We start from the raw sequence: 18,069 nt of genomic DNA on the forward strand, positions 1-18,069 counted from the left end.
GGCCCCGGCCGTGGAGGTTCCGCTGCCGCCGCGCCGGCCCGCGGGCCTGGGCAGCGCGGTCGCGGGAACCGGCGCGTCCCCGGCGCAGATCGCGGAACTCCGCCTCTCGCCGCAGGCCACCGCCCCGATGCCCCTCGCCGCCGCACCGGCACCGGGGGCCGAGGCGACGGCCGAAGCGGTCGAGGTGCCGCTGCCACCGCGTCGTCCGTCGCTCCAGATGCTGGCCGCCGCGACGCCGCGGCGCGCGCCGTCCGCAGAGCCCGTGCGCAAGGCCGCGGCCCTGCCGTCCGAGTAGCATCGCCGCCCGCGAGCCCTCCGCTGGACCGGCCGTCTGCCCACACAAGGATCATGCCCAAGGCTTGACCATCGCACCGTTCCGCAACACATAAGCGCCACGCCAGCATAACGACTGGATCGGTACGGGACGGGCCGGCGCCGGCACACTGCGCCCGAACGCGCGTGGCGCACGAAAGCCCTCAGGGCAGGGAACGCCGGCCTTCGCGCGCATCTTCGGGCAGCCTCCTGTCCGGCCGGTACGGCGGGGCGCAATCGATCTCGAAGCGGCAGGCATGCAGGGCACGGACCCTGCTTTCGAGCTGGCAGGAAAGCGGACGACGCCATGACCGGCGTGGCTGAACAGGAATCTCTCTTTCTCACGGACCTCGGGCGCCGCGTCAGACACGCGCGCACCGTGCGCGGGCTGTCGCGCAAGGTCCTGTCGCAGACCTCGGGCTTGTCCGAGCGCTACATCGCGCAGCTGGAGGGTGGCCAGGGCAACGTCTCGATCATCCTGCTGCGGCGGGTGGCCAACGCCATGGGCGTGCGGCTGGACGACCTGATCACCGGCAACGACGCGCTGCCCGACTGGCCGGTGGTGCGCGACCTCCTGGCCCAGGCGAATCCGGACCAGATCCTCGCTGCCAAGGAGGCCCTGTCCGGCGGCAGCCGCCCCGAATCGAGCAACCGGCCGCGGGTGGCGCTGACCGGCCTGCGCGGCGCCGGCAAATCGACCCTGGGCAAGCTCGCGGCCGAGCGCCTGGGATGGACCTTCGTGGAGCTCAACGCCGAGATCGAGCGCGAGAACGCCCTCTCGGTCCAGGAGATCTTCGCGATCTACGGCCAGGAAGGCTATCGCCGGCTGGAGCAGGCGGCCCTGCGCCGCCTCACCGAGCATCCCGGGCCGCTCATCCTGGCGACGAGCGGCGGAATCGTCGCAGAGCCGCTGACCTACGACCTGCTGCTGCAGGCTTTCTACACGATCTGGCTGCGCGCCCGGCCGGAGGAGCACATGAGCCGCGTCCGCGAGCAGGGTCACTTGGCCACGACGGGCGACCATGCCTCGGCGATGCAGGAGTTGCGTGCCGTGCTGGCGAGCCGCGAGCCGCTCTATGCCCGAGCCCCCGCGACCGTGGACACGTCCAACATTCCTGTCCAGACGATGCTGGACCGGCTGACGGCGACGATCGAGGCGCGGTTCGGCCAGACCGTGCCGGCGGCGGGCTGAGCGAACCCGCTTCCCTGCGCTGACAGCCATGCGGGCAACGCCGCCGCCGCGCCGCGTCACCCCTTGATCGCCGCGATGCAGCGCACCACGCTAGGACCGGACCGGCGGCCCGACGATGGCCCGAAGGCAGGTCGGCCCGATACCGCCCGCGGCGGAGCGTCCACCCCGGTCGGGCAGGCGACGGGTCGGCACCGGCCGCCGCCACGCCCGACAGCGAGTTCGGAGTCTCGGACATGAGCGCCAGCCCCGCCTTCCATCGCGAGTCGCATGATCTCGCGGTCCTGGACCCGCTCTGGTCGCGGCTACGCGCCGAGGCGGAGGAGGTGCTGCGCACTGAGCCGCAGCTCGCCTCCTTCATCGTCGCGACGATCCTGAACCACACCACGCTGGAAGGCGCGGTGTCCCACCGGGTCGCGGCCCGGCTCGGGCACCCGTCGCTGCCGGCCGAACTCGTCGCCCATGCGTTCCACGAGGCAATCACCGAGGACCCGGCCATCGGACAGGCGCTCCGCGCCGACATCGGCGCAGTGATCGACCGCGATCCGGCGACCCTCAGGGCCATCGAACCCGTCCTGTACTTCAAGGGCTTCCACGCGCTCCAGGCCTACCGCCTCGCCCACCATGTCTGGGAGCGTGGCCGGCGCGACCTCGCCCTCTACCTCCAGAGCCGCATCTCGGAAGTGTTCCAGTGCGATATCCACCCGGCGGCGCGGATCGGGCGGGGCGTCTTCCTCGATCACGCCACCGGCCTCGTGGTCGGATCGACGGCCGTCGTCGAGGACGACGTCTCGATCCTCCACGCGGTGACCCTGGGTGGCACCGGCAAGCAGCGCGGCGACCGCCATCCCAAGATCCGCCGCGGCGTCATGATCGGAGCCGGCGCCAAGATCCTGGGCAACATCGAGGTGGGAGCCTGCGCCCGGGTGGCGGCGGGCTCGGTGGTGCTGCGCCCGGTCCCGCCCAACACGACGGTGGTCGGCGTCCCCGCCCGGGTGGTCGGCACCGCCGGCTGCGACGATCCGGCCCGGGCGATGGACCAGCTCGTCGCCCTCGACCAGTTCATCCACCTCGGCGACGGTATCTGAACCGCTTCGCCGCCGTGCTTGCCGCTCCGCCCGAGGCGTGGCAAGCCCTCGGCCATCCGCGGCGTCAGCGCCGCCAGGGGAGATCCAACAGCGTGACCAAAGCCGAGACCGCGAAGCTTCAGGATTACCTGCGCCGCAAGTTCGCGAACAACAATATCCGCCTGATGGCGATGAAGACCGGCGACTCCGCCGAGGTCTACATCGGCGAGGAGTCGATCGGTGTGATCGCCGACGACAAGGAAGACGGCGACGATTCCTTCGTTTTCCGGATGGCGATCCTCGACATCGATCTCGAAGAAGAAGCCTGAGGCACCCCAGCGGGACCGGCGGTTCCGGGTCGGGATCCGCCGCCCCGCACCTGTGCACGGATTAACGCTAACGCGGACTGGTGCTTAACAAGCGGTAAACGGCATGAGTAGACTGCGCGCAACCTGTATCAGGAGCGCGAATAATGGTTCTCACGCCAGCCACCCTCGAGTCGATCCGGACGCTGTGCATCGGGCTGGCGCTGTCGGGGCTCATCGCCAGCGCGTTCGAGCTGTTCGCGGCGCGCCGGGCAAGTTTCAGCCTGCTGGAGCGCGGCGGGCTGCCGGCGGTGGCGGCCCTTCCGATGCTGGCTTTCTCGGCGCCGTTCATCATCCTGCGCAACACGGTGCGCGGCCGGCGGATCGAGGGCCGGCCGATGCCGTTCGTCATGCTGGCGACCGTCATCGCCTGCGGGTGGGGCCTGCTCGCGGGCCGCGTCGCCCTCGACCTCGCGGCGATGCTGGTCGGCGCCTGACGGCACCTCAGGGCTCGGCGGTGGCGACCTGCGCGGCCCCGTCCCGGCCTTCGAGGGACACCCAGGCCTGGGTGTCCTGTCCGGCCCGCTTGATGAAGGTGTAGCCGGTCCGCCGCCAGGAGCGGATCGCGTCGGTCTTGTTGTCGAGGATGAAGTCGCCTCGATCCGTGCGGACGGTCAGCACCGCGTGGCCCTCGTTGGTCTCGTCGATCACCACGGTCATCAGCAGGGCACGCCGGGGAAGTCCGCGCTCCGCCAGCATCCGCCGCTTGAGGAGCTGATAGTCCTCGCAGTCCCCGAACCCGTCGTCGGGGAAGTCCCAGCGGTCCACGACGCCCCAATGCGCCTGATCGGTGATCGGCCGGATCCGCGCGTTCACCCGCCGATTGACGCTCTGCAGCGTCCGCCACATTGCCACGGTGAGCGGGATCGCCGCCGGCTCAGCGGTGTCGACGGCGCATTCCTGAGGTGTGCGGGCGCAGAAATCCGTCCAGCCGGCGATGGCATGGACTGCTCCGGTCGGTGCGGCGGCTGTCACCGGGTCGGGAAGCACCAGCCGGGCATGGGCATGGGTGGTGGCGCCGCCCATCGTCAGGATGGTCCCCACCAGGGCGAAACTCGCCGCTTGGCGCATTCGGCGCACCGCACCGGTCCAATCCCACCATTGAAGGGGGCCGAACACCTGACACGTGAACCCGCCATCCGCGTGCCGCATGGTCCAAGCCCCCGCCGCCCGATGATGACGGAAGGGTGACACGACCTCATGCAGCGCACAATGGGCAAAGGCGGGGTCAACAACGCGCCAGCCAGCCTACCGGTTCCGATTTAAGACTGTGTTGCATCCGCGGAGCTGCGACGCGGTTCATGCGTCGGGCGAATGGCCGCCTTGCGCGGTCACCGAAAGCCTTGATTCGCGTCAGCTTTGCCGGCTTGTCACAGGGACTCGCAGGCGGGATTCGCAGCGGGCGCGATCGTAATGCAGGAAGCCGGCCAGTCCGCAGCGTGATTGGGCCGCCCCTTGAAAGGACCCGTGATGCAGCCCGCCATCCAACAGGTGATCAGAGCGCTCGCCGAGGATGGCCGAGCCGGTGCGATCAACATCGCCGAGCACGCGGTGAATTCCTACCTCGCCGACGCACCGAGCGAGGGTGACCGGGCGCTGTCGCGGGACATCCTGGTGCGGGATCTCGCGAGCCTTCGGGGCGTCGCCCCGCATCTCGCGGCGTTCATCGGTCGGGTGGAAACCTACGTGTCGGGTCTCGCCCTGCCGTCTCTGAGCCGGGCGGCCTGAGCCACGCTCAGCGATTGGCGGTTGTGACCGGGGAGGTGACGCCGCCGAGGGAGACCCAGGCGACCGCGTCCTGGCTCTCGCGCTTGATGAACACGTAGCCGGTCTTGTGCCAGGCCAGGATCGCGTTGGTCTTGTTGTCGAGCACGAGGTCGCCCCGGTCGGTGATCAGGGTCAGCACCGCGTGGCCCTCGCCCTTCTCGTCGATCACCACGGTCATCCGCATCGCCCGCCGCGGCAGCCCGGCCTCGACCAGAAGGTGGCGCTTGAGCAGCTGGAAGTCCTCGCAGTCGCCGATCCCGTCCTCGGCCAGGTCCCAGCGGTCGGCCACGTGCAGATGGTCCTGATCGGTCATCGGCTCGACCGCCTTGTTCACCCGACGGTTCACCGCCACGATCGTCGCCCAGGTCGACGGCGTCAGGCTGATCCGCGCCGGCTCGCTCCGGTCCACCGCGCACTCGGCCGCGTAGCTCTGGCAGAACGTCACCCACGCCGCGATCGGCTTGGCATCCCCCTGAACCCGCGCCCCAACGTCGCTCGGAAGGCTCGCCAGTGTCTGCGCCTGCGCCGTCGCGGCGAGGCCGAGCAGTGCCGCAGCACCGGCCAGCACACCCCGAACGATCCTGAGAAGCCCCGCGCCCATCGAACCCGTCCCCGTTGTTGAGGCCAGGATTGCGCCGCAGAGCCTCCGCGGCGCTGAAGCGGATGCGGGCAATTTTATCGATCTGCCGCCCGGGGCGAGCCGATGCGCGACAGCGTCGACGGCAGGCTTGGGAAGCGCGGCAAAACTGCGCTGTCGGCTTCGGGAAACGGAAACCTTGAGCGATCGTTCAAGGCGCCCGGATCTTCACGGAGGCGGCGCCGGCAGCCCGGCCGTCAAGGCGGTCCGCTCGGCGACGCATCCCTGCGCCTCGTCCGTCGCGCGGATTCCAGGTGATCTGCACGGCAAGGACACCGCGTGCGGTGCCCCTCACCCGGCCGTCTGGTCGAGCTTGCGCTCCGCCTCGCCCTTCAGCTCCGGGAAATCCGCCTGCGTGTAGGCCCGGCCGCGATGCGGATCGTCGGTGACGCCCTCGTGCTCCAGGCGGCGCAGCTGCACCCGACGGATCTTGCCCGAGATCGTCTTGGGGAGGTCGGTGACGAACTCGAGGCCGCGCAGGCGCTTGAAGGTCGCGAGCCGCGCGTTGGTGAAGCGGAAGATGTCGAGCGCCGTCTCCGGCCCCGGCGAGGCGCCCGCCACCAGGGACACGTAGGCCTTCGGGATGGTGTGGCGCATCGGATCGGGCACCGGGACCACCGCGGCCTCGGCCACGGCGGGGTGCTCGATCAGGACGCTCTCCAGCTCAAACGGGCTGATCCGGTAGCCGGAGGACTTGAACACGTCGTCGGAGCGGCCCACGAAGGTGTAGCACCCCTCCTCGTCCACGAAGGCGACGTCGCCAGTGTGGTAGAGGTCGCCGTCCGCGCCCGACAGGCGGCCCTGGCCGTCGTCGTAGCCCTGCATCAGGCCGGCGGGCCGATGGGCGCCGAGTTCGAGGCAGACCTCGCCCTCGGAGGCCGGCTGGCCGTCGAGATCGAGGACGCGGACCCGGTAGCCCGGCAGGGGCCGGCCGAGCGCCCCCGGCACCACCGGCTGGCCGGGCGTGTTGGCCATGAGCGCCGTGGTCTCGGTCTGGCCGTAGCCGTCGCGGATCGTGAGGCCCCAGGCGGAGTTCACGCGCTCGATGACCTCGGGGTTCAGGGGCTCGCCCGCCGCGCAGACCTCGCGCAGGGCGAGGTTACGGCCGGTGAGATCCTCCTGGATGATCATCCGCCACACGGTCGGCGGCGCGCACAGCGTGGTGGCGCCGGTGCGCTCCAGCTGCGCCAGCAAGGCGGCGGCGTTGAACGGCGCCTGATTGATCACCAGGATGGTCGCGCCGGCGTTCCACGGGGCGAAGAACGACGACCATGCGTGCTTGGCCCAGCCAGGCGAGGAGACGTTGCAGTGCACGTCCCCGGGCTGGAGCCCGAGCCAGTACATGGTGGAGAGCGCCCCGACCGGATAGGAGCGGTGGCTGTGGCGCACCAGCTTCGGCTTCGCGGTGGTGCCGGAGGTGAAGTAAAGCAGAAGCGGGTCGTCGGCCGCGGTCGGCGCGTCCGGCGCGAAGCCGTCCGCGGCGCCGAAGGCCGCGTCGTAAGCGGCCCAGCCCTCCTGGGCGGCACCGGTGACGAGGCGGATGACACCGCCGGTGTCGAGACCCGCGAAGCGCGCGATCTGCTCCGGGCCGGCGACGATCGCCCGGGGACGCCCGCGGGCGAGGCGGTCGGCGAGTTCATCGGCGGTGAGCAGCGTCGTCGCCGGGATGACCACGGCCCCGAGCTTCATCGCCGCCAGCATGGTCTCCCACAGGGCGGGAACGTTGCCGAGGAGCAGGAGCAGGTGGTCGCCGCGTTTCAGGCCGAGCTGCCGCAGGTGGTTGGCCACCTGATTCGACCGCGCCGCGAGTTGACCGAAGGTCAGGCTCTGCTCGGTGCCGCTGCCGGCCTCGACGATCCGCAGGGCGGCGCGATCGCGGCTCTCCGGGCCAGCGAGGACGGCGTCGAACCAGTCGAGCGCCCAGTTGAACGGCACCGGATCCGGCCACGCGAAGGCCGAGACGGCGGCGGCGTAATCGGTGCGGTGGGCCAGCAGAAGATCGCGGGCCTCCCGGAAGCTCGGCATGGTCGTCCCCCCTCGATGTCGTGTCTGCGGTCCGGCCCTTCCCTCCGCCCGTCCCGGATGGGAAAGGCCGCGTTCAGGTGTTCTCGAACCGGGGCGGCCGCTTCTCCACGAAGGCGGCCATGCCCTCCTTCTGGTCCTTGGTGGCGAACATGGCATGGAAGACCCGCCGCTCGAAGCGGATGCCCTCGGTCAGCGTGGTCTCGTACGAACGGTTGACTGCCTCCTTGGTCATCATGGCGATCGGCAGCGACATCGAGGCGATCGTCTCGGCCGCCTTCAGGGCCTCGTCGAGGAGCTGGTCGGCGGCGATCACCCGGGAGACGAGGCCGGCGCGCTCCGCTTCGGCGGCGTCCATCATCCGGCCGGTCAGGCACATCTCCATGGCCTTGGCCTTGCCGACGAAGCGGGTGAGCCGCTGGCTGCCGCCGATCCCCGGCATCACGCCGAGCTTGATCTCGGGCTGGCCGAACTGCGCCGTGTCGGCCGCCAGGATGATGTCGCACATCATGGCGAGCTCGCAGCCGCCGCCCAGAGCGTAACCCGCCACGGCGGCGATGATCGGCTTGCGCACGGCGATGAAACGGTCCCAGTCGGCGAACCGGTCGCCCGCGTACATCTCCGCGTAGGTGGCGTGCTGCATCTCCTTGATGTCGGCGCCGGCCGCGAAGGCCTTGGCCGAGCCGGTCACGACGATGCAGCCGATCCCCGGATCCGCGTCCGCCTCAGTGGCCGCCCGGATCACCTCCCGGGTGAGCTGCGCGTTGATGGCGTTCAGCGCCTTCGGCCGGTTGAGGGTGATCAGCAGGACGCGCCCGCGCGTCTCCGTCAGGATCGTCTCGTATAGGTCGCTCACGACTCGCCTCCCTGCCCGCGGAGCATACGGATGATCGCGGAAAAGTCCTCTCCGCCGTGGCCGGCCCCCTCGAACAGCCCGTAGATCTGCGCGGCCTCCGCGCCCAGCGGCGTCGCGGCCCCCGCGGCAATGGCAGCGGCCTGGGCGAGCCGGAGATCCTTGAGCATCAGCGCGGCGGCGAAGCCCGGCTTGTAGCCGGTGTTGGCCGGCGAGGTTGGCACCGGCCCCGGCACCGGGCAGTAGGTGGTCAGCGACCAGCACTGGCCCGAGGAGACCGAGGCCACGTCGTAGAGCGCCTGGTGCGACAGCCCGAGCTTCTCTCCCAGCGCGAAGGCCTCGCTGACGCCGATCATCGAGATGCCGAGGATCATGTTGTTGCAGATCTTGGCCGCCTGTCCGGCGCCGGCATCGCCGCAATGGAACACGTTCTTGCCCATCGCCTTCAGCAGCGGCTCGGCCTTGGCGAAGGCCGCCGCGGCGCCGCCGGCCATGAAGGTCAGCGTTCCGGCCTTGGCACCCCCGGTTCCCCCCGAGACCGGCGCGTCCACCGACAGGCAGCCGCGCGCCTCGGCGAGGCCGTGGGCCTTGCGGGCGCTCTCGACGTCGACCGTCGACGAATCGATGAGGAGGGTGCCGGCGGGCAGGGCCGCGGCGAGCTGCGTCCAGACCTCGACCACGTGCCGCCCGGCGGGCAGCATGGTGATCACCACGTCCGCGCCTTCGGCCGCCTCCAGGGCCGAGCCCGCCACCGCGATCCCCGCTTCGCGAGCGGTCTCCAGGGAGGCCGGCGCCAGGTCGAACCCGCGCACCGTGTGCCCCGCCTTCACGAGGTTGGCCGCCATCGGGCCGCCCATGTTGCCGAGACCGATGAACCCGATGGTCTGCGCCATCCCATTCCTCCCTGACTTACCTCACGCACTCTCACCGCACCGGCAGGCCACGTCGGTCAGAACCGAGCGCGACGCGCCCCCTCCCCCGTGCGGGAGAGGGTTGGGGTGAGGGATACGCCCTCTCCGGAAAAACCTGGTCCCTCACCCTGGCACTCTCCCGAACGGGAGAGGGGACCTGCGCTCCCCTGGAGATCCGGGAGCGCCACCCCGAAGCGGGGCTGGGCGAGCGGCCTCACATCACACCGGCCCGGTGCGTGAACCGGAAAACACCGGCGCCGCCCGCGGCTCCAGCCAGCGGGCGATCCGGGCGGGATCGACCGCGTCGAGGGTCGGCGGATTCCAGCGCGGGGTCCTGTCCTTGTCGATCACCGCGGCGCGGATGCCCTCGCGAAAGTCGCCCTCGTCCAGCAGCGCCAGCGAGGCGTGGAACTCCCGCTCGAGGCAGGCCTCCAGATTCGGGGCGCCGCGGCCGAGACGCAGCAGGCAGAGCGTCAGGACGAGGCTCGACGGCGCCTTGGTCAGCAGGGTCTTCCGGGTCGCGGCCGCGAAGTCCGAGCCATCCGCGGCGAGGGCGGACAGGATCTCGTCGACCATGTCGAAGGCGAAGCAGCGGTCGATCACCGCCCGGTGGGCGGCCAGCGGCGCCGCACCGGGATCCTGGGCGAGGCGCGCGATCACGTCCCGCACGCCGTCATCCCCGGCATCCGGCGCCAGCGCCGCGAGGGCGGAGGCCAGATCGGGCAGGGCCGCGGAGTGCACCAGCGCGTCGGCAAGGTCACAAAACATCGCGTCGGCGGCGCCGACCGGCTCGCCGGTCAGGCCCAGATAGGTGCCGATCTCACCCGGCGCCCGGGGCAGCAGCCACGTGCCGCCGACATCGGGCAGGTAGCCGATCCCGGTCTCCGGCATGGCGATCCGCGACCGCTCGGTGACGATCCGGTGGGCCGCGTGTCCCGCGAGCCCGACGCCGCCGCCCATGGTGATGCCGTCCATCACCGCCACGAAAGGTTTTTCGTAGGCGGCGATGCGCGCGTCGAGCCTGTACTCGTCGCGCCAGAAGGCTTCCGCGAAGGCGGAATCGGGGCTCTCGTACAGGGAGCGCAGGTCGCCGCCGGCGCAGAGGCCGCGCTCGCCCTCTCCGGTGAGCAGCACCGCGGCGACGCCCGGATCCGCCGAGAACCCATCGAGCGACCGGTCGATCTCACCCACCATGCCGTGCGTCAGGGCGTTCAGCGCCTTCGGCCGGTTGAGCCTCAGGCGCCCGAGGGCGCCGACCCGCTCGACGATCACCTCGCTCATCGGCGTCCCCCGGTCAGCGCGCGGGCGATGATCACCCGCATGATCTCGTTCGTGCCTTCGAGGATCTGGTGGACGCGCAGGTCCCGGACGATCTTCTCCACCCCGTACTCCGCGAGGTAGCCGTAGCCGCCGTGGAGCTGGAGCGCTTGGTTGGCGACCTCGAAGGCCGCGTCGGTGACGTGGCGCTTGGCCATGGCGCAGAGCTGCGTCGCTGTGGAGTCTTTGGCGTCGAGGGCCGAGGCGGCGTGGCGCAGGAAGGTTCGCGACACCTCAAGGCTGGTCGCCATGTCGGCGAGCCGGAACTGCAGCGCCTGGAAGTCGGTGAGCTTCGCCCCGAAGGCGCGGCGGTCGCCCATGTAGGCGAGCGCCTTGTCGAGGGCCGCCTGCGCGCCGCCCAGGGAGCAGGCGGCGATGTTCAGCCGCCCGCCGTCGAGGCCGCTCATGGCGATGCGGAAGCCCTGGCCCTCCGCGCCCAGGCGGTTTTCCACCGGTACGCGGCAGCCGTCGAAGCGCACGGCGCGGGTCGGCTGGGCGTTCCAGCCCATCTTGCGCTCGTCGGCCCCGAAGGAGAGGCCGGGCGTGCCCTTCTCGACCACGATCGCCGAGATGCCGGCCGGGCCGGCCTCGCCGGTGCGGACCATGCAGACGTAGAGGTCGCTGGCACCGGCGCCCGAGATGAACTGCTTCTCGCCGGTGAGCACGTAATGGTCCCCGTCCCGCTCGGCGCGGGTGCGGAGCGCCGCGGCGTCGGAGCCCGAGCCCGGTTCGGTGAGGCAGTAGCTGGCGATCCGCTCCATCCCCATCAGGGACGGGATCCAGCGCCGGCGCTGGTCGTCGTCGCCGTAGGCGTCGATCATCCAGGCGCACATGTTGTGGATCGACAGGAACGCCGCCACGGTCGGGCAGCCGGTGCTCAGCGCCTCGAAGATCAGGGTGGCGTCGAGACGCGAGAGCCCCGAGCCGCCGACATCCTCGCGGACGTAGATGCCTGCCATGCCGAGGGCGGCGGCCTCCCGCAGGGTCTTCACCGGGAAGGTCTTGTCCCGGTCCCAGTCGAGGGCGTGCGGCGCGATGTGCTCGGCCGCGAAGCCGAGGGCCATCTCGCGGATCGCTGTCCGATCCTCGTCGAGCCCGAAACTCATGGGAACTCCCCCATATTCGCCACCCACCGCGCGAGGTTCGCACATCGGCCGCCCGGAGGCGCCCCGTACCCCCTCTCCCGTGCGGGAGAGGGTTGGGGTGAGGGACTAGGTCTATCCGGAGAGGTCGCACCCCTCATCCGGCCTTCTGCGAGAGCAGCCCTCTCCCGAACGTGAGAGGGGACCCGCGCCCCAACCTTGAGCCGTCGCGCTCTACCGCATCGTCGGGATGGAGAACTCCGCCCCGCTCTTGATGCCGCTCGGCCAGCGCTGCGTCACGGTCTTGGTCTTGGTGTAGAAGCGGATCGAGTCCGGCCCGTGCTGGTTCAGGTCGCCGAAGCCCGAGCGCTTCCAGCCGCCGAAGGTGTGGTAGGCGATCGGAACCGGGATCGGCACGTTGACGCCGACCATGCCGACGTTCACCCGGGCGGTGAAGTCGCGGGCCGCGTCGCCGTCCTGGGTGAAGATCGCGACGCCGTTGCCGTACTGGTGGGTCGAGGGCAGCGCCAGAGCTTCCTCGTAATCCTTGGCCCGCACCACCGCGAGCACCGGGCCGAAGATCTCTTCCTTGTAGATCGTCATGTCGGGCGTCACGCGGTCGAACAGCGAGCCGCCCATATAGAAGCCGTTCTCGTAGCCCTGGAGCTTGAAGCCGCGGCCGTCGACGGCGAGCTGCGCGCCCTCGGCGACGCCCTTGTCGATGTAGCTCGCGACCTTCTGCACGGCCTCCCGGGTGACGAGCGGGCCGTAATCGGCCGAGCCGTCATGGGACGGGCCGATCTTGAGGGACTCGACCCGCGGGATCAGCTTCTCCATCAGCCGGTCGGCGGTCTTCTCGCCCACCGGGACCGCCACCGAGATCGCCATGCAGCGCTCGCCGGCCGAGCCGTAGCCGGCGCCGATCAGCGCGTCGACGGCCTGGCCCATGTCGGCGTCCGGCATGATGATCATGTGGTTCTTGGCGCCGCCGAAGCACTGAGCACGCTTCCCCGTCTCGGCGGCGCGCACGTAGATGTACTCGGCGATATGCGAAGAGCCGACGAAGCCCACCGCCTTGATGTCCTCGTCGTCGAGGATCGCGTCGACCGACTCCTTGTCGCCGTTGACGACGTTGAGGATGCCCGGCGGCAGGCCCGCCTCCAGGAAGATCTCGGCGATGCGGATCGGCACGCTCGGGTCGCGCTCGGACGGCTTCAGGATGAAGGCGTTGCCGCACGCAATGGCCGGGGCGCATTTCCACAGCGGGATCATGGCCGGGAAGTTGAACGGCGTGATGCCGGCGACGACGCCGAGCGGCTGGCGCAGGGAGTAGACGTCGATGCCCGGCCCGGCGCCTTCCGTGTACTCGCCCTTGAGCAGGTGCGGGATGCCGCAGGCGAACTCCACCACCTCGACGCCGCGCTGGATGTCGCCCTTGGCGTCCGGCACGGTCTTGCCGTGCTCGGAGGCGAGCAGCTCGGCCAGCGCGTCGTTCTCGCCGCGGATGAGTTCGAGGAAGCGCATCATCACGCGGGCGCGCTTCTGCGGGTTGGTGGCCGCCCAGGCCGGCTGGGCCGCCTTGGCGTTCTCGACGGCGGCGCGCATCTCGGCCTTGCTGGCGAGCGCGACCTTGGCCTGGACCTCGCCGGTCGAGGGGTGGAACACGTCGGCGAACCGCCCGCTCTCGCCGCCGACGTTCCGGCCGCCGATGTAGTGTCCGATCGTGCGCATGCGCGCCTCCCTGTCGTGTTTAGATTTTGCGGCACCCTAGCAGGATCGCTTGAGCGATAAAGCCGGATGCGCTTACAGCCGTCGTGCATCGATGCACATCGGGAGTGCGAGCATGGCCAGGACGGGACCCAACTGGGACGACCTGCGCTTCTTCCTCGCGGTGGCGCGGACAGGGACCCTGAGCGCCGCCGGGGCGCGCACCGGGACCGAGCACACCACGGTCGGCCGGCGGATCCGCGCCCTCGAGGAGGGGCTCGGCGCCCGGCTGTTCCACCGCAGCAACCTCGGCTACGCCCTCACCGAGGACGGGGCCAACCTGCTCGGCGTAGCCGAGGCCATGGAGAGCGCCTTCCTCTCGGCGAGCGCCGCCACGGAAGCCGCCCAGACCGTCTCCGGCACGGTGCGGATCGGCGCGCCGGACGGGTTCGGCAGCGTGTTCCTCGCGCCCCGGATGCACCGGCTGACCGCGCGCCATCCGGGTCTGGAGGTGGAGATCATGGCGACCGCCCGGATCTTCAGCCTGTCGAAGCGCGAGGCCGACATCGTGATCGGCCTGTCGGGGCCGCAGCAGGCCCGGGTGGTGGCGCGCCGGCTCACCGATTACCGGCTGCTCGTCTACGCGGCCGAAACCTACCTGGCGGGGGTTGCGCCGATCGTGGAGGTGGCGGACCTCTCGGGGCATCCCTTCGTCGGCTACATCGAGGACATGCTGTTCGCGCGCGAGCTGAACTATCTCGGCGCCCTCGGCCCCGCGGTCTCGGCCCGCCTGCGCTCCACCAACCTCCTGGCCCAGGTCCACGCGACGCTCGGCGGCGCCGGCCTCTGCGTGCTGCCGGCCTTCATCGCGGCGGCCCATCCGGGGCTGGTGCCGGTCCTGCCCGGGGCGGTGTCCCTGACCCGCTCGTTCCACATGCACATCCACGAGGATCACCGGAAGGCGGCCCATATCCGCGCCGTGGCCGGGTTCATCGCCGGCGAGGTGGAATCGGCGGGGGCGCTGTTCGCCGGGCCGATGCTGTAAGCCACGGCAGTTTCGCAGGCTGCGCCGGCGCCCTAAGATCCGCCGGTTCCGGCAGGTCACGACGCGCGCCGGATGGGAGGAGCAAACGATGGTCGCCTCGATCGCCCTGCCCCGGCTGATGCGCATCGGCGCCGGCGCCTCGCGGCTGCTGCCGGAGGTGCTCGGGCAGCTCGGCCTGTCGCGGCCCTTCGTGGTCACCGACCCCTACCTCGCCGGCAGCGGCGGCATCGACACGCTGCTCGAACGGCTCACCCGGGCGGGCGCGAAGGCGACGATCTTCTCCGAAACCGTGCCGGACCCGACCGTGGCCTCCGTAGAGGCGGCGCTCGCGGCCCTCCAGGCGGGCGACTTCGACTGCGTGGTCGGCTTCGGCGGCGGCAGCCCGATGGACACCGCCAAGGCGGTGGCAGTGCTCGCCCGCCACGGCGGCCACATGCGCGACTACAAGGCGCCCCGCCAGCAGGACGAGCCCGGCCTGCCGATCGTGGCGATCCCCACCACCGCCGGCACCGGCTCGGAGGCGACCCGCTTCACCATCGTGACCGACGAGGCCTCGGACGAGAAGATGCTGTGCATCGGCCTCGCCTACCTGCCGGTGGCGGCGCTGGTCGATTACGAGCTGACGCTTACCAAGCCCAAGCGGCTCACGGCCGACACCGGCATCGACGCCCTGACCCATGCCATCGAGGCCTACGTCTCGCGCAAGTCGAACCTGTTCTCGGACGGGCTGGCGCTGCAGGCGATGAAGCTGATCGCCCCGAACCTGCGCCGGGTCTGGACCGATCCGGGCGACCGGGCGGCCCGCGAGGCGATGATGCTCGGCGCGACCCAGGCCGGGATCGCCTTCTCGAACGCGTCCGTGGCGCTGGTCCACGGCATGAGCCGGCCGATCGGCGCGCACTTCCACGTGGCGCACGGTCTGTCGAACGCGATGCTGCTGCCGGCGGTCACGGCCTTCTCGGCGCCGGCCGCCATCGACCGCTACGCCGCCTGCGCCCGCGCCATCGGGATCGCCCGCGCGGAGACCGACGACCGGTCCGCCGTCTCGGCCCTGGTGGCGGAACTCGCGGCGCTGAACGACGACCTCGACGTGCCGGGTCCGCAGGAATACGGGATCGACCCGGCCCGCTGGGAGGCGCTTCTCCCCACCATGGCGGCCCAGGCGCTGGCCTCCGGCTCCCCGGCCAACAACCCGGTGGAGCCCACCGCCGACGAGATCGTGGCGCTGTACCGGCGCGTCTGGGCGGGGTGAGGCTGGCGTCCTATCGGCGCCCCGTGAGCGCCGCCGTCTTTGCGAGCGGAGCGAAGCAATCCAGCAGCGCCACGCTCACCGTGGTCGCGCGGCCCTGGGTCGCTTCGCTCCGCTCGCGATGATGGAGGGGCGTTCGCGCCCCTCCCCCGTCCCTACTTCGCCGCCGTCAGCGGGCAGCCGCTCTCGGCCGGGGAGGCGAAGGCCTCCTTGCCGGGGATCGTGGCGAGTTGCCGGTAGAGATCCCACGGCCCCTTCGACTCGGCCGGCTTCTTGACCTCGAACAGGTACATGTCGTGGACCATGCGGCCGTTCGGCTGCACCACCCCGCCATGGGCGAAGACATCGTCCACCGGCAGCGCCTTGAGCTTGGCGTTGACCGCGTCGGTCTCGTCGGTGCCGGCCGCCTTGACGGCCTTCAGGTAGGACAGGACCGCCGAATAGGTGCCGGCCTGGATCATGTTGGGCATCCGGCCGGTGCGCTTCATGTAGCGCTGGCCGAAGGCCCGGGTCTCGTCGTTGGCGTCCCAGTACCAGCCCTCGGTGAGCGTCAGGCCCTGGGCCACCTTCAGGCCGAGCCCGTGCACCTCCGAGAGGGTGAACAGCAGGGCCGCGAGCTTCTGCCCGCCCTCGACGATGCCGTACTCGGCCGCCTGCTTGATCGCGTTCGAGGTGTCGAGGCCGGCATTGGCGAGCCCGATCACCTTGGCCTTGGAACCCTGCGCCTGGAGCAGGAAGGACGAGAAGTCCTGGTTCGAGAGCGGGTGCCGGACGCTGCCCAGCACCTTGCCGCCGTTGGCGAGCACAACCTTGCTGGTGTCGGCTTCCAGCGCCGAGCCAAAGGCGTAGTCGGCCGTCAGGAAGAACCACGTGTTGCCGCCCGCCCGGGTCAGCGCGCCGCCGGTGCCCACCGCCAGCGCCCGCGTGTCGAACGCCCAGTGGTAGCCGTAGGGCGAGCACGCCTTGCCGGTGAGGTCGCTGGTCGCGGCCCCGGTGGTGATGGTGATCTTCTTCTTCTCCTTGGACAGGCCCTGGACCGCGAGCGCCACCGAGGAGGTGGTCAGCTCCATGATCGCGTCGACATTGTCGCGGTCGTACCATTGCCGGGCGATCGCCGAGGCGATGTCGGGCTTGTTCTGGTGGTCGGCCGTGAGGATCTCGATCGGCACGCTGCCGATCTTGCCGCCCATGTCCTCCACCGCCATGCGGGCGGCCTCGACCGAGCCCTGGCCGCCGTACTCGGCGTAGAGGCCGGACTGGTCGTTGAGGACGCCGATCCGGATTGCGTTGTCCGAGAAGGTCCCCTGCGCGGCCGCCGGGGCGGCGCCGAGCGCGGTCCCCGCGAGGGCCGTCGCCAAGACCGCGCCGCCAAATGTCCTGATCATGTCTCCCCCCGGTGCACCCGAGCGCCCGCTTCTGAGGCGGTTCCGGCGGCACGATAGGTCACGATCCGGTGATGCGCCACGGCCGCGATGGCGGGGAGGCTGAAGGATCCCGCGGATTGTGACGCGCTTTCCAAGCGCCCCGTTTCCGGACCGGCGACAACGCGAGAGGTTATAATACCTTAACCATAATTACACGAATCCCCGCGCAGGTTCCGGTCATGGACGGCAATCCGGCCGTCTCCGGCGCGTGGCGATGCGATGAATCCAGCCCGTTTCGCCGTTCTCGGCATCGCCCTCGCGGCGGGCACGGGGGCGGCCTTCCTGATGAGCGGCGGCGACCCGCCGCCTCCGCCGCCGCCGCCGAAGGCCGAGGCACCGCCGCAGCCGATGACGGACGTGCTCGTGGCCGCCGTCGACATGCCGATGGGTCAGGTCCTCCGGGCCGCGGATCTGCGCTGGCAAGCCTGGCCGGACGGCGCCGTGACGACGGGCTACATGACCCGGAAGATCAACCCGAAGGCCCTCGACGAGACCGTGGGCGCCTCGGTCCGGTCGGCCTTCCTGGCGGGCGAGCCGATCCGCGCGCAGAAGCTGGTGCGGCCCGAGAGCGGGTTCATGGCCGCGATCCTGCCGGCCGGCCTGCGCGCGGTCGCCATCGTCACCGACAGCCGCGGCACCAACTCGGCCGGCGGCTTCATCCTGCCCAACGACCGCGTCGACGTGATCCGGACCTTCCGCGACGAATCCAATTCGCGGGCCAACAACAGCGAAGTGCAGCTCTCCCAGACGATCCTGACCGACATCCGCGTCCTGGCGATCGGTCAGCTGATCCAGGAGAAGAACGGTACCAACGTCGTCACCGGGGAGACCGCGACCCTCGCCGTCACGCCCGCGCAGGCCGAGACCCTGGCGCTCGCCCAGAAGGTCGGTGCCCTGTCCCTGTCGCTGCGCAGCCTCGCCGATGCCGGGCGCCCGCCCGAAGCCGCGCCGCAGGCCGATGCGTCCGCGGCGCAGATGCCCGAACCCGCCTTGACCGTGGTGCGCTTCGGCGTCGCGCGGCAGCAGACGCCGTGATCGCGATGGCCGCCATGACCGCTCCGACGCTTCCCGCGCGAGACCATGCGGAAGCAGTCACCCACCGGGATGCCGGTGCGGATGCCG

Annotated in this window: 16 protein-coding genes and 2 pseudogenes; 9 read left to right on the plus strand and 9 right to left on the minus strand. The window is 70.8% G+C overall.

Annotated elements, in window-relative coordinates; genetic code table 11:
- The 5 genes and pseudogenes from AC1DXK_RS26015 to AC1DXK_RS26035 form a co-directional block, all read left to right on the plus strand.
- Window positions 1-295, plus strand: a pseudogene (locus tag AC1DXK_RS26015) (lytic transglycosylase domain-containing protein); the annotation flags it as partial.
- Between the two features lie 309 nt (window positions 296-604).
- Window positions 605-1,504 (plus strand): annotated as a pseudogene (locus tag AC1DXK_RS26020) (helix-turn-helix transcriptional regulator); the annotation flags it as partial.
- 233 nt (window positions 1,505-1,737) lie between these two features.
- A complete protein-coding gene (gene cysE / locus AC1DXK_RS26025) occupies window positions 1,738-2,589 on the plus strand; it encodes a serine O-acetyltransferase (protein WP_457108302.1) in 852 nt (283 codons plus the stop codon).
- 92 nt (window positions 2,590-2,681) lie between these two features.
- Window positions 2,682-2,897 (plus strand): DUF3126 family protein, encoded by a 216-nt coding sequence (locus AC1DXK_RS26030; RefSeq protein WP_457108309.1) that lies wholly within the window; start codon window positions 2,682-2,684, stop codon window positions 2,895-2,897.
- A gap of 143 nt (window positions 2,898-3,040) precedes the next feature.
- Window positions 3,041-3,370 carry a DUF6949 family protein gene (locus AC1DXK_RS26035; RefSeq protein WP_457108303.1) on the plus strand — a complete coding sequence of 110 codons (330 nt, stop codon included), beginning with the start codon at window positions 3,041-3,043 and terminating at the stop codon, window positions 3,368-3,370.
- Between the two features lie 7 nt (window positions 3,371-3,377).
- On the opposite strand, the gene AC1DXK_RS26040 is transcribed toward AC1DXK_RS26035, so the two are convergent.
- Window positions 3,378-4,085 (minus strand): transglutaminase-like cysteine peptidase, encoded by a 708-nt coding sequence (locus AC1DXK_RS26040; protein ID WP_457108304.1) that lies wholly within the window; start codon window positions 4,083-4,085, stop codon window positions 3,378-3,380.
- A gap of 318 nt (window positions 4,086-4,403) precedes the next feature.
- Between AC1DXK_RS26040 and AC1DXK_RS26045 the strand changes: the two genes are divergently transcribed.
- Entirely contained in the window at window positions 4,404-4,661 is a 258-nt protein-coding gene (locus tag AC1DXK_RS26045; RefSeq protein WP_457108305.1) for a hypothetical protein, read from the plus strand.
- A gap of 7 nt (window positions 4,662-4,668) precedes the next feature.
- Here the strand turns inward: AC1DXK_RS26045 and AC1DXK_RS26050 are convergent, their stop codons facing one another.
- The 7 genes from AC1DXK_RS26050 to AC1DXK_RS26080 form a co-directional block, all read right to left on the minus strand.
- Window positions 4,669-5,301: a transglutaminase-like cysteine peptidase gene (locus AC1DXK_RS26050; RefSeq protein ID WP_477299423.1), complete on the minus strand. Its 633-nt coding sequence runs from the start codon at window positions 5,299-5,301 to the stop codon at window positions 4,669-4,671.
- Window positions 5,302-5,628: 327 nt separating this feature from the next.
- Window positions 5,629-7,362, minus strand: a complete 1,734-nt coding sequence (locus tag AC1DXK_RS26055; protein WP_457106827.1) for an AMP-binding protein — start codon at window positions 7,360-7,362, stop codon at window positions 5,629-5,631.
- Between the two features lie 73 nt (window positions 7,363-7,435).
- Window positions 7,436-8,215 carry an enoyl-CoA hydratase gene (locus AC1DXK_RS26060; RefSeq protein ID WP_457106826.1) on the minus strand — a complete coding sequence of 260 codons (780 nt, stop codon included), beginning with the start codon at window positions 8,213-8,215 and terminating at the stop codon, window positions 7,436-7,438.
- Window positions 8,212-9,105: a 3-hydroxyisobutyrate dehydrogenase gene (gene mmsB, locus AC1DXK_RS26065; RefSeq protein ID WP_457106825.1), complete on the minus strand. Its 894-nt coding sequence runs from the start codon at window positions 9,103-9,105 to the stop codon at window positions 8,212-8,214. The genes AC1DXK_RS26060 and mmsB overlap by 4 nt, the downstream gene beginning before the upstream one ends.
- Window positions 9,106-9,342: 237 nt before the next feature.
- Window positions 9,343-10,404: an enoyl-CoA hydratase/isomerase family protein gene (locus tag AC1DXK_RS26070; protein ID WP_457106824.1), complete on the minus strand. Its 1,062-nt coding sequence runs from the start codon at window positions 10,402-10,404 to the stop codon at window positions 9,343-9,345.
- Window positions 10,401-11,546 (minus strand): isobutyryl-CoA dehydrogenase, encoded by a 1,146-nt coding sequence (locus AC1DXK_RS26075; protein WP_477299424.1) that lies wholly within the window; start codon window positions 11,544-11,546, stop codon window positions 10,401-10,403. The genes AC1DXK_RS26070 and AC1DXK_RS26075 overlap by 4 nt, the downstream gene beginning before the upstream one ends.
- 210 nt (window positions 11,547-11,756) lie before the next feature.
- Window positions 11,757-13,253 (minus strand): CoA-acylating methylmalonate-semialdehyde dehydrogenase, encoded by a 1,497-nt coding sequence (locus tag AC1DXK_RS26080; RefSeq protein ID WP_457106822.1) that lies wholly within the window; start codon window positions 13,251-13,253, stop codon window positions 11,757-11,759.
- A gap of 112 nt (window positions 13,254-13,365) precedes the next feature.
- Here AC1DXK_RS26080 and AC1DXK_RS26085 point away from each other — a divergent pair, with 112 nt between their 5' ends.
- Window positions 13,366-14,274 (plus strand): LysR family transcriptional regulator, encoded by a 909-nt coding sequence (locus AC1DXK_RS26085; RefSeq protein ID WP_457106821.1) that lies wholly within the window; start codon window positions 13,366-13,368, stop codon window positions 14,272-14,274.
- An 88-nt stretch (window positions 14,275-14,362) separates the two neighbouring features.
- Window positions 14,363-15,526 carry an iron-containing alcohol dehydrogenase gene (locus tag AC1DXK_RS26090; protein WP_457106820.1) on the plus strand — a complete coding sequence of 388 codons (1,164 nt, stop codon included), beginning with the start codon at window positions 14,363-14,365 and terminating at the stop codon, window positions 15,524-15,526.
- Between the two features lie 152 nt (window positions 15,527-15,678).
- Here the strand turns inward: AC1DXK_RS26090 and AC1DXK_RS26095 are convergent, their stop codons facing one another.
- The gene (locus AC1DXK_RS26095; RefSeq protein ID WP_457106819.1) at window positions 15,679-16,908 is read right to left on the minus strand and encodes an ABC transporter substrate-binding protein; all 1,230 of its coding nucleotides are present in this window, start codon (window positions 16,906-16,908) and stop codon (window positions 15,679-15,681) included.
- 258 nt (window positions 16,909-17,166) lie between these two features.
- On the opposite strand from AC1DXK_RS26095, the gene cpaB reads away from it, so the two are divergent.
- Window positions 17,167-17,982, plus strand: coding sequence for a Flp pilus assembly protein CpaB (cpaB, locus tag AC1DXK_RS26100; protein ID WP_457106818.1), 816 nt, complete (start codon window positions 17,167-17,169; stop codon window positions 17,980-17,982).
- The last annotated feature ends 87 nt before the right edge of the window (window positions 17,983-18,069 follow it).

The sequence above is a fragment of the Methylobacterium sp. P3_A11 genome (assembly GCF_056403155.1).